The organism is Staphylococcus sp. GDY8P120P (assembly GCF_017892065.1).
GTDB lineage: Bacteria > Bacillota > Bacilli > Staphylococcales > Staphylococcaceae > Staphylococcus > Staphylococcus nepalensis.
In genome coordinates, this window is sequence record NZ_JAESKI010000003.1 from 241,062 (window position 1) to 256,817 (window position 15,756).

General features: G+C 33.9%; 15 protein-coding genes. 1 reads left to right on the top strand and 14 read right to left on the bottom strand.

Annotation, left to right across the window (positions count from 1 at the left end):
• Positions 1–42: 42 nt before the first annotated feature.
• From recG to KA900_RS03280, 5 genes are all read right to left on the bottom strand, one after another.
• Entirely contained in the window at positions 43–2,088 is a 2,046-nt protein-coding gene (gene recG, locus KA900_RS03260) for an ATP-dependent DNA helicase RecG (RefSeq protein WP_096810129.1), read from the bottom strand.
• A 1-nt stretch (position 2,089) separates the two neighbouring features.
• Positions 2,090–2,959: an L-serine ammonia-lyase, iron-sulfur-dependent, subunit alpha gene (gene sdaAA / locus KA900_RS03265; protein WP_096810130.1), complete on the bottom strand. Its 870-nt coding sequence runs from the start codon at positions 2,957–2,959 to the stop codon at positions 2,090–2,092.
• 13 nt (positions 2,960–2,972) lie between these two features.
• Entirely contained in the window at positions 2,973–3,638 is a 666-nt protein-coding gene (gene sdaAB, locus KA900_RS03270) for an L-serine ammonia-lyase, iron-sulfur-dependent subunit beta (protein WP_096810131.1), read from the bottom strand.
• A 366-nt stretch (positions 3,639–4,004) separates the two neighbouring features.
• The gene (gene fakA, locus KA900_RS03275) at positions 4,005–5,663 is read right to left on the bottom strand and encodes a fatty acid kinase catalytic subunit FakA (protein ID WP_115342214.1); all 1,659 of its coding nucleotides are present in this window, start codon (positions 5,661–5,663) and stop codon (positions 4,005–4,007) included.
• Positions 5,664–5,677: 14 nt separating this feature from the next.
• Positions 5,678–6,049: an Asp23/Gls24 family envelope stress response protein gene (locus tag KA900_RS03280; RefSeq protein WP_096810143.1), complete on the bottom strand. Its 372-nt coding sequence runs from the start codon at positions 6,047–6,049 to the stop codon at positions 5,678–5,680.
• 236 nt (positions 6,050–6,285) lie between these two features.
• Between KA900_RS03280 and rpmB the strand changes: the two genes are divergently transcribed.
• Positions 6,286–6,474, top strand: a complete 189-nt coding sequence (gene rpmB, locus KA900_RS03285; protein ID WP_002483503.1) for a 50S ribosomal protein L28 — start codon at positions 6,286–6,288, stop codon at positions 6,472–6,474.
• 80 nt (positions 6,475–6,554) lie between these two features.
• On the opposite strand, the gene KA900_RS03290 is transcribed toward rpmB, so the two are convergent.
• From KA900_RS03290 to KA900_RS03330, 9 genes are all read right to left on the bottom strand, one after another.
• Positions 6,555–7,190 (bottom strand): thiamine diphosphokinase, encoded by a 636-nt coding sequence (locus KA900_RS03290; RefSeq protein WP_103372970.1) that lies wholly within the window; start codon positions 7,188–7,190, stop codon positions 6,555–6,557.
• A 5-nt stretch (positions 7,191–7,195) separates the two neighbouring features.
• Positions 7,196–7,840 carry a ribulose-phosphate 3-epimerase gene (gene rpe / locus KA900_RS03295; protein WP_115342215.1) on the bottom strand — a complete coding sequence of 215 codons (645 nt, stop codon included), beginning with the start codon at positions 7,838–7,840 and terminating at the stop codon, positions 7,196–7,198.
• On the bottom strand, positions 7,841–8,716 hold the full coding sequence (gene rsgA, locus KA900_RS03300) for a ribosome small subunit-dependent GTPase A (protein WP_107644159.1): 876 nt from the start codon (positions 8,714–8,716) through the stop codon (positions 7,841–7,843). It lies immediately after the preceding gene.
• Between the two features lie 203 nt (positions 8,717–8,919).
• Positions 8,920–10,974: a Stk1 family PASTA domain-containing Ser/Thr kinase gene (pknB, locus tag KA900_RS03305; protein ID WP_096810165.1), complete on the bottom strand. Its 2,055-nt coding sequence runs from the start codon at positions 10,972–10,974 to the stop codon at positions 8,920–8,922.
• Positions 10,971–11,714, bottom strand: coding sequence for a Stp1/IreP family PP2C-type Ser/Thr phosphatase (locus tag KA900_RS03310; RefSeq protein WP_096810170.1), 744 nt, complete (start codon positions 11,712–11,714; stop codon positions 10,971–10,973). Before KA900_RS03310 ends, pknB begins: the two co-directional genes overlap by 4 nt.
• Before the next feature lie 4 nt (positions 11,715–11,718).
• Positions 11,719–12,813, bottom strand: a complete 1,095-nt coding sequence (gene rlmN, locus KA900_RS03315; protein WP_096810176.1) for a dual-specificity RNA methyltransferase RlmN — start codon at positions 12,811–12,813, stop codon at positions 11,719–11,721.
• Between the two features lie 3 nt (positions 12,814–12,816).
• Entirely contained in the window at positions 12,817–14,124 is a 1,308-nt protein-coding gene (gene rsmB / locus KA900_RS03320; protein ID WP_229719049.1) for a 16S rRNA (cytosine(967)-C(5))-methyltransferase RsmB, read from the bottom strand.
• A 2-nt stretch (positions 14,125–14,126) separates the two neighbouring features.
• Positions 14,127–15,059 (bottom strand): methionyl-tRNA formyltransferase, encoded by a 933-nt coding sequence (fmt, locus tag KA900_RS03325; RefSeq protein WP_096810179.1) that lies wholly within the window; start codon positions 15,057–15,059, stop codon positions 14,127–14,129.
• The gene (locus KA900_RS03330; RefSeq protein ID WP_096810184.1) at positions 15,052–15,540 is read right to left on the bottom strand and encodes a peptide deformylase; all 489 of its coding nucleotides are present in this window, start codon (positions 15,538–15,540) and stop codon (positions 15,052–15,054) included. The genes fmt and KA900_RS03330 overlap by 8 nt, the downstream gene beginning before the upstream one ends.
• Positions 15,541–15,756: the final 216 nt, after the last annotated feature.

The window sequence follows — 15,756 nt, forward strand, 5'->3', positions numbered from 1 at the left end:
GCTGTTTGAAATATATGAACTTACTACATGCGCATTGAACGCTTAATCAAAACTCGTATATAGCAAATTATTCTCGACAAATGTTCTAAGTCGTTCATATTCAGGTTCAAAAAATGTACCTGACTGAATAAGTTCTGCTGCTTCATCTCTAGCTACTTCTAGCATTTTATAATCTTCTACTACATTCGCTACCAAGAAATCTGGCAACCCGCTTTGTTTAACACCAAAGAAATCACCAGGACCTCTCATTTCTAAGTCACGCTCACTTAACTCAAAACCATCTGTAGTTTGTGTCATTATATTCATGCGTTCAATACCTGTTTCAGTCTTTGGTGAAGCAATTAATACACAATAACTTTGTTGTTCACTTCGTCCAACACGACCTCTTAACTGATGCAACGTTGATAACCCAAAACGATCTGCATCGTAGATCATCATAAATGTTGCATTTGGTACATTAACGCCAACTTCAACGACTGTAGTAGAAACTAAAATATCAATCTCATGATTACTAAACTGTTGCATCACATGATCTTTTTCTTCAGAAGTTAATTTACCATGAAGTAAGCCTACTTTATTTGAACCATAATAAGCTTGCATAGATTCAAATAATGCCACGACATTTTGTACGTCTTCCAAATGTTCGGAACTCTCTATTAAGGGGCATATCACATAAGCTTGTCTACCTTTGTGCAATTCAACGGTCATTTGGTGCAAGACACTTTCATACGCCTCATGCTTAGACCAAGACGTAATAATAGGTTTTCTTCCTTTTGGTAATTGCTTAATTGATGAAACATCCATTTCTCCAAATACAGAAATTGCTAAAGTTCTAGGAATAGGCGTTGCAGTCATAAATAATACGTTAGTCATAGCGCCTTTTTCTCTCAATAGTTGACGTTGGTTAACGCCAAATCGATGTTGTTCATCTGTAATTACAAGCCCAACGTTGTTAAATACAACATCGTCTTGTATTAACGCATGTGTCCCAATGATACAATCTATTTCATTGTTTTCGAGTTGTTCCAATAATAATTTCCTTTTTTTACCTTTAACTGAACCTGTTAATAAGGCAATGTTCATTCGATCACCAAATATTTCAGCTAAACTTTCAGCATGTTGCTCTGCAAGGATTTCAGTAGGTACCATCAATGCAGATTGATAACCAGCTGTTTTTAATGCATACATACAAATAGCAGCCACTACTGTTTTGCCTGAACCTACATCCCCTTGTAAAAGCCGATGCATACGAAGCGGAGCTTTTAAATCTCTAAAGATTTCATTTACACTTTGTTTCTGGGCATCAGTCAATTCAAAAGGTAAATCTTCTATAAAATTTTTAACTAAATGAATATCATAATCAATTTCAATTGCTTCATCCGATGTTTTCTCGAGTCGATTTAACCATTGCATTCTTAATTCGAACATAAATAATTCTATAAACGCATATGTTCTTCTTGCCCTTAACAATGATTTCTTGTCAGGTGCCATATGCAATGTTTTAATTGTATCTTCAAGCGTTTCAAGTTTATATTTCTGTCTTAATGTTTTAGACAGCCACTCATGGATAGTCACATGATCTAACACTTGACGAATCATATCGCGAAGCGGTTTTTGTTTAATACCTTCTTTAATGCGGTAAACAGGTTCAAATTGCGCACCCTCTATGACTTGTTGGTTAAAGAACATTCGGTTCCCATTAATTTCTTGTTTGTTTCTATTCCATTTCCCTTTAATTGTAATCGTTTGATGTAGCTCAATTTTCTTTTTTAAATAAGGTTGATTGAAGAATACGCATTTTACAGCAATATTATTAACCATTAAATGGACAGTTAGCTTAGATTTGTTTCTACCAAAAAAAGCGACAGTAGGTGTGGAATAAACTTCCCCAACAACTGTCACCATCGCTTGATCTTCTGCCTCATTTAAGTCAACTACAGTATTATCTTCATAACGCGTTGGTAAATATAAGATTAAATCCTCTACTGTATAAATATTTAATTCATTTAATACCGATAAGCGTTTTGGACCTAAACCTTTTATTTCAGCTAAAGGAAATGGACTTTCTATTAAATTGACTTTTGACATTTTAATCACCAAATATTTCTTGTTTTAAACGCTGCCCTGTTGGTGTGCCTGCTAAGCCGCCACGCCCAGTTTCACGTAATGCAGAAGGCATTGTTTGACCAATCTTATACATTGCTTCAATAACTTCATCCGTAGGTATTCTAGAAGTTACACCTGCTAACGCCATATCTGCTGATACAATAGCATTAGACGCGCCAGCAGCATTTCTTTTAACACATGGTACTTCTACTAAACCTGCTACTGGATCACATACTAAACCTAGCATATTTTTCAAACAAATTGCAAAAGCTTCAGAAGATTGTTGAGGTGTGCCACCTGCTAGTTCAACAGTTGCACCTGCTGCCATGGCAGCTGCCGAACCCACTTCCGCCTGACAACCTCCAGCTGCGCCTGAAATAGAAGCATTATTTGCAACTACAAATCCAAAGGCGCCAGAGCTAAGTAAGAAGTTCAACATATCTTTACGTGTAGGCTCAAGACGGGGTTTTAATCCAAATAAAACACCTGGAACCACACCTGCAGAACCAGCCGTTGGTGTAGCACAAATTTTACCCATTGCAGCATTGACTTCATTTGTTGCCACTGCCTTACTAACAGCATCTAATAATGTAGGCCCTGCTAAAGATTTTCCTGTTTTTAAGTATGCTTTAATTAATACCGCATCCCCACCGGTTAAACCAGTCGTGGATGTTACACCTTCTAATCCTTCATCTAAAGCATTTTCCATCGTTTGTAAGTTTTTATCCATATGTGCATATATTTCATCTTCTGATAATCCTGTAACTTCCATTTCTTGCTCTAGCATCACTTCATAGATTTTTTTATTTTCTGCCTCACATTTTTCAATAAGCTCTTTCACGCTTTTAAACATTGATATCCCTCCATTAAGCGTCGCCCATGAGTGAGACTGTCACTACACCATCGACGTTTTTAATTTTTTCTATTATTTCATCATTTATAGCATCGTCTAATTCACAAGTCATCAAGGCTTGGTCACCTTTTTCTTTTCTTGAAACTTGCATACTCCCCACATTGATACTCGAATCACCTAATATATTAGCTACGCGACCAATCGTGCCAAATGTATCTTTATGGAATACTAAAAGTGCTGGGTAATTGCCACTAATTGCAATACTAAATCCATTAATCGCGACAACTTCTATTTTGCCACCACCGATAGATACGCCTTCTACAGAAATTTCTTTATCTCCATCTCGCATATTAATCATAGCAGTATTAGGATGAGAACGTTCTTCTGTCATTTCAATAAAATTAACTTTCATTCCAATGTCCTCAGCAGTTTCTATGCTTTTTTGGATTCGATCGTCATCTGTATCATAACCTAATAGACCACCAACAAGAGCAACATCGGTACCGTGGCCTTTATATGTTTCCATAAATGAACCATAAAGGTATATATCAACTTGTTTTGGTGTTTCATTGAATAAGTCTCTAGCCACTAATCCAATCCTAACTGCACCCGCTGTATGTGACGATGATGGACCAACCATTGTCGGTCCAATGATATCGAAAACTGTTTTATATTTCATAAATTATACCCCGCCCTTATTTTTAATTGTTCTAAAGTGTTGCGCTTACATTTTATGGCATCTATATTATTATAACAAGTTAACTTAACATAATAAACTAATTCTGGTTGTGCTGCTTTTAATTTAATATTACCCAAAATGGCACACCATTTTGAACAAAAATTATATATAAGTAAAGTTTCAAAATCATTTATCTTTACTAGCGAATTTTTCAAATGAAATGCACCGATTTATTATACACTTTTTTCAACAAGATAGGTTAAATATGGCAACAATGTATTGCAAAAAGAAAAATATACGCAACTAGATATGATTATCTAATTACGTATATGGATTAAAATGTTATTTTTATCGACTCACTTAAAGCTATTCAACTGAAAACAGATATTGGTAAACGGGTTGATTACCTTGATGTTGGTCTATTTCTATATCAGGATATGTCGCTTCAATCCACGATTCAACGCTTGAAGTGATATCAGCATGCGCATCTTCTCCAACAATCATAGTGATAATTTCACTTTCATCCGTTATCATTTCTGCTAATAAGTTTTTAACTGTTTCAATCTGATCCTCATTACTTGTAATAATTTTATCTTCGACCAAGCCCATAAATGCATCTTTTTTAATCTCAACGCCGTCCACTTTTGTGTCTCTTACAGCATATGTAACAGAGCCTGACGTGACTATTTCTAATGATTCAATCATTCGCTTTTTATTGTTTGTCAACGTGTCTGCTACATCAAAGTTAAATAGTGCAGCAATACCTTGAGGTATCGATTTGGTTGGAATCACAACTGCTTCTGCTTCAACTATCGTCGCAGCTTGTTCACTTGCCATCATAATATTTTTATTATTTGGCAAGATAATTGCACGTTTACACTGAGATTGCTCAATTACTTTGACAATGTCTTCTGTAGATGGATTCATTGTCTGTCCACCACTGATGATATGCGTAGCGCCCATCGATTTAAACAACTCTGATATACCTTCACCCATAGAAATAGCGATAACTGCAGTATCTACTGTTGTCATATCTTGATTTGAATCAACATTTTGTCCTTTTTGTTCTTTTTTAACAACTTCTCGGTGTTGTTCGCGCATATTTTCAACTTTTAATTTAATTAATTCACCATATTGTTGTCCGTAATTAAACACATCTCCAGGTTTTTCAGTATGTACGTGAACTTTTACAATTTCATCATCATTAATCACTAATAATGAATCACCGTATTGACTCATATCTTCTCTAAAAGTATTTTCATCAAAGAATTTTTTATTTTTACCAAAACGGACCATCATTTCTGTACAATATCCATAAATAATATCTTCCGTATTGATAACGCCATGGAAATCATGCGCTTCGTTCACTAAAGTATCTGTATCTAATTTTTGTGTTTCTGCACTTATTGTTTCTCCTTTTAAAGCTTTAAGAAAGCCTTCATATACTACTACTAACCCTTTACCACCACTATCTACTACACCAACTTCTTTTAATACTGGTAATAAATTAGGCGTATTTTCTAGAGAAATTTTAGCTTGCTCTATAATATAAGTCACTAATTCAATACAATCTTCTGTTTCTGGGGCTTTTTCTAGACCTGCATCTGCTGCATCTCTAGCCACTGTTAAGATTGTACCTTCTACTGGTTTCATAATTGCTTTATATGCTGTTTCAACGCCAGCCTTAAAACTGTCTGCTAGTTGTTGTGTATTAATTTCATTATACTCTTCTAAATTTTTACTGAATCCTCTAAATAACTGCGATAAAATAACACCAGAATTGCCTCTCGCTCCCATTAACAGACCTTTGGAGAATGTTTTGCCTAGTTCACCTATATGTTGTGACAAATTCTCTTCTACTGCTTCTCTACCAGATGTCATTGTTAAATTCATATTTGTCCCTGTATCTCCATCTGGTACTGGATATACATTTAATGAATCTACTAAATCTGCATGATTAGATAAATTTTGTGCCCCTTGAATTATCATTTCGGCAAATAATTTACCATTTATTTTGCTAACCATTACGTTATGTCCTCCTAGTTTTTCGTGCCATTATCCACTCGCACACCTTGTATAAATATATTAATTGAATTTATTTTTACTTTTAATGTTTGTTCTAATGTATATTTCACTGTTGACTGAACATTGCTTGCTACTTCTGATATTTTAGTACCATAACTGACAATAATATACATATCAACATCTAACACGCCATTTTCTTCTCTGACAACAATGCCTTTTGCATAATTTTCATAGCCTAATATTTCAGCAATGCCATCTCTCACTTGTTGTCTAGAAGCCATACCAACAATGCCATAACATTCTACTGCTTTACTACCAACCACTGAAGCTATTACTTCGTTCGAAATATCAATACTACCATAATCATTTGTGATTTCTAATGTCATTTTATTGGGCCTCCTAGTTTATGGTTCTTATTTTAGCTTTGATACTTATCGTTTTTAAATTTAAAAAACACAATATTTATCCACAGTTTAGAATTATACCATAAAATGAGTGTAACAAAAGCATAAGCATTGTAAAGAAAATTTTTTCATTTTATTGCCATATCCTTTTATATGTGGTACATTATTCAGGTATGTAGTAGATACGTGTATTTATATTTATTAAAGGAGGTACTTTCATGGGCAAACAATGTTTCGTAACAGGTCGTAAAGCTTCAACTGGAAACAATCGTTCACACGCTTTAAATTCTTCGAAAAGAAGATGGAATGCTAACCTTCAAAAAGTTAGAATTCTTGTAGACGGAAAACCTAAAAAAGTTTGGGTTTCTGCACGTGCTTTAAAATCTGGTAAAGTAACTAGAGTTTAATAAATATAATGCACGAAAAAGACCAATCCTTATGTGGAGGATTGGTCTTTTTTTATTTCTTTAAAATGACTTTTTTCATATTAATCTTTACTTTTTATCATTAGCACACTACCCTTAGTAATTGATACAATCCCTTGTGCCTTAATCAGCTCATTAGATATGGTTAAGGTTGATCCTAATTGTAGGGACGCATGCTTCAATTCATATTTAAAGTTGGTTAATGAAATCATTGTAGGATACATTATAGGTATAAATGATATATACGGGTAATTAATATCTCGTTCAATATGATGCTCACCTGTAGATAAATATGAAATTTCATTTTGGTGATCGATTATTTTAATGGTAATTTGTTGTTGTGTATAGGCTGGTTTTTCTAGTATTTGTAAAGCGCCCATAAAATGATCTAAACGGCCGCCTGTTGCACCATATATATCAATCTCATTATAACCACAATCAATTGCTTGGCCGATACCTAGCGCTAAATCAGTATCGTCTTTTTCAGAAGCGTAAGGATTAATCGTGAGCTTATCTGATAAATAAGCTTTTTCCTCTTTCGTGATTGAATCAAAATCGCCAACTGCAAATGTTGGTATAATACCTGATTCGATTAAATTTAATGCACCTCGGTCAATACCTATCCAAGCTTCGTCTTCTTTTTTTTGTAAAATATTTTTGGGCAAATTTCGTTTACCACATAATAAATTGACTTTCATCGATTTCAACCTTTCAATATCTGAGTCGCTGATTGATAATCATCTTGTTTGAAGAAATAGGAACCTGCAACCAGCATTGTTGCGCCATGTTCTATTACAGATTTAACGGTTTCATCATTAATACCACCGTCTACTTCGACCTCAAATGTTAAATCAAGTTCTTTTTTGATGTTCGAAAGTTGATCAAGTTTGTCTAAGCTTTCTTGAATAAACGATTGTCCTCCAAAACCAGGGTTAACTGTCATTACGAGTACATAATCTACCATTTTCAACACAGGCGCAATGGACTCTACGGGCGTACCTGGATTAATCACTACACCCGCTTGCACATTTGCATTTTTTATTTGTTGAATTACTCTATGAATATGCGGTGTCGCTTCAACATGTACAGAAATCATATCTGCGCCCTGTTCTGCAAAAAGTTCTACGTATTTTTCTGGTTCTTCTATCATTAAATGTACATCTATTGGCAAACACGTACCTTTTCTTACAGCTTCTAATATAGGTAAACCAATTGAAATATTTGGAACAAATTGTCCATCCATCACGTCAAAGTGCACGCCATCCACGCCCGCTTTTTCTAAAGCTTTTAATTCTTCTTGTAGCTGTAAAAAATTTGCTGATAATAATGAAGGATATAATTTTGCCACTTAATATCTTTCCTTTCTATTTGAAATTTCATTGAAAATTTGTAAATAATGTTCATATCTAAACTGCGCTATATTACCATTTTCTAATTCATGCTTCACATTACATTTGGGTTCATTGATATGATTACAATCTCTAAATTTACATTGTTCACCATATGTATTGATTTCCATAAAATAATGTTTTACTTCTTCTTTTTGAATATGATTAAAATCTAATGCACTAAATCCTGGCGTATCAGCTATATAGCCATTGTTTCGTTCAAATAATTCTACATGTCTTGTCGTGTGTTTACCTCTATTTAAAGCTTTAGATATATATTGTGTTTCGATATTCAAATTTGGGAAGTATTTGTTTAATAATGTTGATTTCCCGACGCCTGATTGACCGCTTAATACAGCAAGACCGTCGCCCCATTGTGTAAAAACTTGATTAATATCCTCATCAATGCTAATAAATTGTGTTTTGTATCCCATATCTTCATATACTTTTAATAATTCTAAAATATTATCTTCTATTTTAGCTGATGTGATATCTCGCTTCGTTACTAAAATACGTGGTCTCATATGATAAGAATGAGCAATAACTAAAAACCTATCTAATAACTGAGTCGAAAAATCAGGCTCTACCGCACTCACCACTAATATGAGATGGTCTACATTACTGACTGGTGGTCTTTTCAATTCATTCTTTCGTTCATGAATATGTTGGATATAACCTTCTGTTATATTTTCAACATCGAAATCTACTACATCACCAACAATAGGAGAGATTTTATTTTTTCTAAATAAACCACGTGGTTTGGTATCGTACATTTCTCCACTGACGTCTACACGGTAAACGCCACTTAACGATTTTATGATGCGTCCTGTTTTCACTTAGGCACCCCTTCTTTTTTAAGCTTTACTTTTTATATTATATCAAAGGCCTTTTAATTTAAATACGATTTAAGACTAATTCAGTTAAAAATTAAAATTTCAAATAAATAACAAAGCACTATTTCTACACAGTATCAGTAGAAATAGTGCTCTGTTTTTGTTGGTTAATATGCTAAATCTTTTTGCTCACATGTTTCAATTCACTAAAAATCGTAAGGGATATCTTTATCTGCAACGACTTTACCATCCACACGGATCGTATAACCCGCCGTTTCACCTTCTTCGATTGTCATAGGAATAGTGACTGTCTTGTCATCTTTTATTTTGAAACTTTGCGCAGCTGACGTCCCTTCATCATCTTTATCACGTACATATACCTTTACTTCTTGACTCTCATCATCATCACCAGTATATGACACTTGGTATGTTTCTGTATATTCCTTGGTTTCTTTTTTCTCATCCTTATCAGAATCTGATGAGTCATCATCTTCCTTTTTCTCTGAATCTTTGTCCTCTTTTTTCTCTTTGGATTCAGGCTTGCCTGTAGAAACTACAAATTCTATAGTAGATCCTTCGTCAACTTCTTTATCTTTCGGTGATTGGCTAATTACGCTATCCTTATCGACCGATTTGTCTGAACGTTTTTCTACAGTCACTACTTTAAACCCTTTTGATTCTAATTCAGATTTAGCAGTTTTAAATGATTTGTCCTCATAGTCATCTACATATATCTGTTTTATACCTAGTGATTCTGTCAATTTAATATTGCTATTACTGATTTTCACTCTTTCGCCTGGTGAGATATTTTGTGTTTCAATTAAACCTTTTGACACATTTTGTTTGGTATAAGATTGATCGACTTGTGCGTCATCGATTCCTAAATCTTTTAATTTATCTAACGCTTCTGATTTAGGTAATCCATATAAATTAGGCATTTCTGCTGTTTTAGGGCCTTTAGATAAAACAATATCAACTTTGCTGTTTTGTTCTAAACGTTCACCTTTACCTGGCGTTGTTTTAATAATTTTATTTTCAGGATATTTATCACTATATTCACGTGACGTTTTACCTAAATCTAATTTATTTTCTTTTAGAATGCCTTCTGCTTCTTTTTCAGTTTTGCCTATCAAATTGGGAGTTTCTAAATATTTATTACCAAACATGCCCATAGCCATAAATCCAAAAAGCCCAAATAAAAGTAACACAATGATCAAACCATAGAAAAACTTTTTCTTTTTAGACCTCTTTTTAGGAGGTACTGCATATAATTGCTCTTCATTCGTTTGAAAATATTGTTGGTTAACAATTGGAATTTGCATTGTTTGGTGCATATTTTTCGATTTATCTTCTTCGCGTGATTGGTTGGCAATTTCTGCTTTATTAATAGGCACAGTTTTAGTATCCGCATCCACAGAATAGTATCTTGCTTCATTCATGCGTTCTTGTGATAACACCGTTGATAAATCTTCTAGCATTTCTTTAACAGATTGATAACGTTCTGCTTTATTTTTTTCTGTAGCTTTAAGTACGACATTACTTAACGATTGTGGTACTTCTGGTCGTTTATCTGTAACGTTAGGCATAGGATCTTGAATATGCTTTATGGCAATACTTACAGCCGTCTCACCAGAGAATGGGGGATGACCTACAAGCATTTCATATAAGACAACACCTATGGAATAGATATCAGTGCCATTATCTGTAGAGTCACCACGAGCTTGTTCTGGAGAAAGATATTGAACAGTACCTAAAACATGGTTAGTTTGCGTCATTGTTGTTTCACTCAAAGCTTTTGCAATACCGAAGTCTAATATTTTTAACGTTTGATCACTATTTATCAATATGTTTTGAGGTTTTATATCACGATGTACAATCTTTGTATCATGCGCATGTTTTATTCCCTCTATAATTTGTTCCGTAAAATTGATAACAGTTTGGATATCTAAAGGACGATGTTGTTGAATATATTCAGACAAAGTGGGGCCTTCTATACATTCCATGACTAAGAAGAAATATTCATCATTTTCAGTAACATCAAAAACGTTCACTATATTTTTATGTGAAAGTTGTGTTAAATTATGAACTTCACGCTCAAAACGTTTAATCGTTTCTTCTTTCTCACCAGAAGGTATTCTAATCGCTTTAATTGCTACCTTTCGATTCAAAATGGTGTCATCAGCTAAATACACTATACTCATGCCACCGCCGCCAAGTTTTTTAATCACTTTATAACGTTCACTTATTAGTTTTCCAATCATACCTTATCTCCTTCGATTTCTGCTAAAACAATGCTCACATTATCATTTGTATCTTGAGACAATGCCAATTCAATAAGATTTTGACCATGTGTTTCTAAATCTGTTTCTTGCATTAATGCTTCTTGTATCATGTGGTTTCTTACAAAATCTGTCAGTCCATCTGAATTCAGAAGTAGAAAATCATAAAAATTCGTTTTTTTAACAAAAATATCTGGTGTAACAACTTTATCCGTTCCCATCACTTTTGTAATAATATTTCTTTGAGGATGGTTAAATGCTTCTTCAGCACTAATTTGACCTAACATAACTAAATGATTGACGAAAGAATGATCATTTGTAACTTGTTCAATCTCTCTGCTATTTACTAAATAGCCTCTTGAATCGCCTATATTAGCTACAACAACATATTCATCAAATACAAGTGCACACACACAAGTCGTCCCCATACCTTGATATTCAACATTTTCCGTTGACATTTCGTACAGTTCGCGGTTAATAGCTTTTAATGTAGTTCTTAGCCAGTCTTCAGCTTGTTTAGGTTCAATTAAATTTTCCTCTTCAAAACGACGTTGCAATTCGTTCGTCACAAATTGACTAGCTACTTCTCCTGCTAAATGTCCACCCATACCATCACAGAGTACAAGTAATTGTTGTTCTGTTTGGTTATAGAACACACCACCTGCATCTTCGTTCTTATCACGATATTGACCTGTGTTAGTAAAAAATTGTGCTTTTAGCATACTATTACCTCGTTTCTACTTTTCGTTCCTTAGCTCTTAATTGACCGCATGCTGCATCGATGTCAGCACCTTGTTCTCTTCTTATTGTGGCGTTGATGCCTAATCGATTTAATTCTTTTTCAAATTTAAAAATATCTTCTTTTGGTGTCTTAACGTAATTTCTTTCTGGTACATGGTTTACAGGGATTAAATTGACATGACAGTTTAGTTTTTGAATCAAGTGTGCTAACTCTCTTGCATGCTCAACTTGATCATTGACGCCTCCAAATAATCCATATTCAAATGTAATACGTCTATTCGTTTTTTCCTGATAATAAGTAATAGCTTCCATTAATTTTTCAACATTATAAGCTCTATTTATAGGCATTAATCTAGAACGAATTTCATCGTTTGCACCATGTAAGCTGACTGCAAAATTAATCTGGATATCCTCATCAGCAAAATCATAAATTCTTGGTATGATACCAGAAGTTGACACTGTGATATGGCGTGCACCAATATTTAAACCATTATCATTATTTACGATTTTCAAGAAATCCATCATTTCATCATAATTTTCAAATGGCTCTCCAATCCCCATAATAACGATTTGTGATACACGTTCCCCAGTTTCGTCTAATGCTTTCTGAACGGTGAGTACTTGAGATACGATTTCTCCAGCTTCTAAATTACGCTTTAAACCACCTAATGTAGAAGCACAAAATGTACAACCAATACGACAGCCAACCTGAGTCGTGACACATACAGAGTTACCGTACTCATGTCTCATTAGTACGGTTTCAATAGTATAACCGTCTTGTAATTCAAATAAAAATTTGATTGTTCCGTCTCGACTCTCTTGCTTAACTACTGTTGTCATAGCTGTCATTGCAAAGTTATCTGCCAATAATACTCTTAACGCTTTAGATAAGTTTGTCATTTCATCAATGCTATTCACTCGTTTTTCATATAACCATTCAAAAATTTGCTTAGCTCTAAATTTTTGTTGGCCGTGCACTTTTAACCAATTTTCCATTTCATCATATCTAAGTGAATAAATTGATTGCTTTTCGAAATCAGGAAGGAATTTATTTTTCTTCTTCTTTTCTGTAGTAATCATCGTCTATTGTTCCTTTCTTTTTATCCTAGTAATAAAAAAGCCATCAGAGTTAAAGTGCTGCGGCAGTACTTGTAAAGTTTTTACCTTTTCTCCACTGATTGGATGTTCAAATAGGTCAAATTCAAAATCTTTATTTTCTTTTAAAAATGTATAAATAACATTTTCATTTTCTAACTGTTCAATGGTACACGTAGAATAAACTAATGTGCCCCCTGGGCGTAAACTTTCTTTAACATTATTCAATATCTCTAATTGCATATTTACTAATGATTGAATACTTTGCTGACTCTGTTCATATTTTATTTCTGGCTTGTGTCTCAATACACCTAAGCCACTACATGGTGCATCCACTAAAATCTTATCATACACTTTATCATATTTTTGGGTTGCATCGTGATCAAAAGCAGAAATGTTAGATAATCGTAATTTTCGAATATTAAAATCAATTAAATCTATTTTGTGCTCATGAATATCAGTAGCGTCTACGTGTCCACTCCCATGAAGTGTTTCTGCTATATGGCAAGCTTTTCCACCTGGTGCACTACAAGCATCTAATACTAAATCTCCTTCTTGAAGATTCATGATTTCTGCTACAAACATAGAACTTTTATCTTGAATAGATACTAAGCCATCTTTAAACATTCGAGACTCAATAATCGGTTTCCCACTAATATGTAAACAAACCGTAATATCTTCGTCTTGCGTCACCGTATAACCATCATTTTCTAAACGCTGTATTGCTTCTTCAACTGTAATTCTAGTTAAGTTCACTCTAACTGTAGTAGTAACTTTAGTTAAAAACGATTGAGCAATTGCTTCTGTTTTATCAATACCGAAGTGTGTCGTCCAATGGTCAACGAGCCATTTAGGCAAACTATATTGAACGGCAATGCGTTTCTTTTCATCTTTAATTTCACTAAAATCAGGTAACTCACTGCGCATTAAATTCCTTAAAATGCCATTCACTACATTCCCGTTATGTGGACCACCTTTAAACTTTGCAATGTTAACAGCTTCATTGATAATCGCATGCTGAGGTACTTTATCTAAATAAACATATTGATAAATACTCATCCACAATAGCTGTCTAACCCATCCTTTAAGTTTTGTCCGTAGAAATGGTTTCAACAGATAATCAAGTGTATATTTTCTTTTTAAAGTACCATATACAAGCTCGGTAAATAAATTTTTATCTGCTCTGTTTAATTCATTATTTGATAATACTTCATTGATAATAATATTACTATACGCTTTATCATCGATAATATCTTGTAGTGTTTCAAAAGCTAATAATCTAACATTTGTTTCAATTGTCATGACAATACCTTCCCAACGAGCGTGCCTTGCACACCACTTAAATAATTAGCTGTAAGCATTCTTTTTTTACCTGCAACTTGAATATCCGTTAATGCGATTGCATCATTTGAACCAGTAGCAACGATGATAGCCTTCTTAGTCGTTTCTATAATTGTGCCAGGTTCACCATTTTTATCTTTTTCAATGCGAGAAGCATATATTTTTAAATTTTCACCATCCATGATTGTATGTGCAACTGGCCATGGCGATAAGCCTCTAATTTGATTGTAAATTGCTTCTGCAGACATTGACCAATCAATTTTTTCATCTTCACGACGTATATTGGAAGCAAATGTCGCTTCATCATCATTTTGGGCAATACTATCATTTGTGCCATTAATGATGGAAGGTAGTGTTTCTTTTAATAAATCCGCACCTAAAAAACTAAGTTTATCATGCATAGAGCCAACGTCATCTTGCACTTCAATATCAATTGCTTGTTGGGAAATGATGTTCCCAGCATCTAATTTTTTAACCATATACATAATAGAAATACCAGTTTGTTTTTCACCATCAATGATAGCTTGGTGTATTGGCGCACCGCCTCTATATTTTGGTAATAGTGATGCATGAACGTTGATTGCACCTAATTTTGGTGATTGTAATAATGACTCTGGCAGTAATTGACCAAACGCTGCAGTCACGATTAAATCAGCATTTAATCCAATTAATTCTTCCAATTCTTGAGATTGTGATAATTTTTCTGGTTGATAAACCGGGATTGCATGTTCAACTGCCACTTGCTTTACGGGCGGCGGTGTCAATTTGCGTTTTCTACCAACTGGTCGATCTGGTTGTGTAACCACTGCTATCACATTATGTTCAGCGATTAGCATTTCTAATACTTTTGTTGAAAATTCTGGTGTTCCCATAAAAATAATTTTACTCATAATCGAAATACGCCTCCATTTCTACCTCATTCAAAATTTTATTGGCACGTGCTGTAAATAGCTTACCTTCAAAATGGTCAATCATGTGCAATATCATGCGCGCAATATCATCATATGCAGTCATTTCTACTTCATTTCCATTTTTGTCATTACTTTTTATTACAATCATTTCACTTCTTTTTACTTCACCAAACACGCCGGGTAAAGAAACAGAGCCTTCTAAGTCAGTTACTGTTTTATCCGATTCACTTATTATTCTAGGATTGATAAGTTGTAATAAACCGTCTGCTTCCATATCTATAATAGCTACTTTTTGAGAAATACCTATTTGAGGTGCACATATTGCAGATGCTTCTACTTCATACAGAGTATCTTCTAAATCAAGTAATAATTGTGCTAAACTTTCATCAAACAATGACACATCGGGTATCTTTTTTTGTAATATTGGGTTTTTTCCCGAAACAAGTTGCTTTATTGTCATTTAATTAACTCCTCATAAAAATTCATCACATCATTATAACTTATTTTAGTTGAATTTGCATCAAGCTTCGTTAAAATAACAGTTGCGTTAAAAACATATTTTTATAAAATGAGTTCGTTGCGCTGGCCCTCAAGGATGACTAGAAAAAATAATATAAATGATATGGGACTTGCACAAGAACTAATAAGGCTAAGTGAATTACATGAGTAAACTCAT

What these genes read in the sequence shown, in the direction of transcription:
- recG (WP_096810129.1), bottom strand. Translation starts at nt 2,088, where the DNA reads ATGTCAAAAGTCAATTTAATAGAAAGTCCATTTCCTTTAGCTGAAATA.
- KA900_RS03280 (WP_096810143.1), bottom strand. Translation starts at nt 6,049, where the DNA reads ATGACATTAGAAATCACAAATGATTATGGTAGTATTGATATTTCGAAC.
- KA900_RS03290 (WP_103372970.1), bottom strand. Translation starts at nt 7,190, where the DNA reads ATGAAAGTCAATTTATTATGTGGTAAACGAAATTTGCCCAAAAATATT.
- rpmB (WP_002483503.1), top strand. Translation starts at nt 6,286, where the DNA reads ATGGGCAAACAATGTTTCGTAACAGGTCGTAAAGCTTCAACTGGAAAC.
- KA900_RS03330 (WP_096810184.1), bottom strand. Translation starts at nt 15,540, where the DNA reads ATGACAATAAAGCAACTTGTTTCGGGAAAAAACCCAATATTACAAAAA.
- KA900_RS03310 (WP_096810170.1), bottom strand. Translation starts at nt 11,714, where the DNA reads ATGCTAAAAGCACAATTTTTTACTAACACAGGTCAATATCGTGATAAG.
- pknB (WP_096810165.1), bottom strand. Translation starts at nt 10,974, where the DNA reads ATGATTGGAAAACTAATAAGTGAACGTTATAAAGTGATTAAAAAACTT.
- rlmN (WP_096810176.1), bottom strand. Translation starts at nt 12,813, where the DNA reads ATGATTACTACAGAAAAGAAGAAGAAAAATAAATTCCTTCCTGATTTC.
- sdaAA (WP_096810130.1), bottom strand. Translation starts at nt 2,959, where the DNA reads ATGTTTAAAAGCGTGAAAGAGCTTATTGAAAAATGTGAGGCAGAAAAT.
- fakA (WP_115342214.1), bottom strand. Translation starts at nt 5,663, where the DNA reads ATGGTTAGCAAAATAAATGGTAAATTATTTGCCGAAATGATAATTCAA.
- sdaAB (WP_096810131.1), bottom strand. Translation starts at nt 3,638, where the DNA reads ATGAAATATAAAACAGTTTTCGATATCATTGGACCGACAATGGTTGGT.
- fmt (WP_096810179.1), bottom strand. Translation starts at nt 15,059, where the DNA reads ATGAGTAAAATTATTTTTATGGGAACACCAGAATTTTCAACAAAAGTA.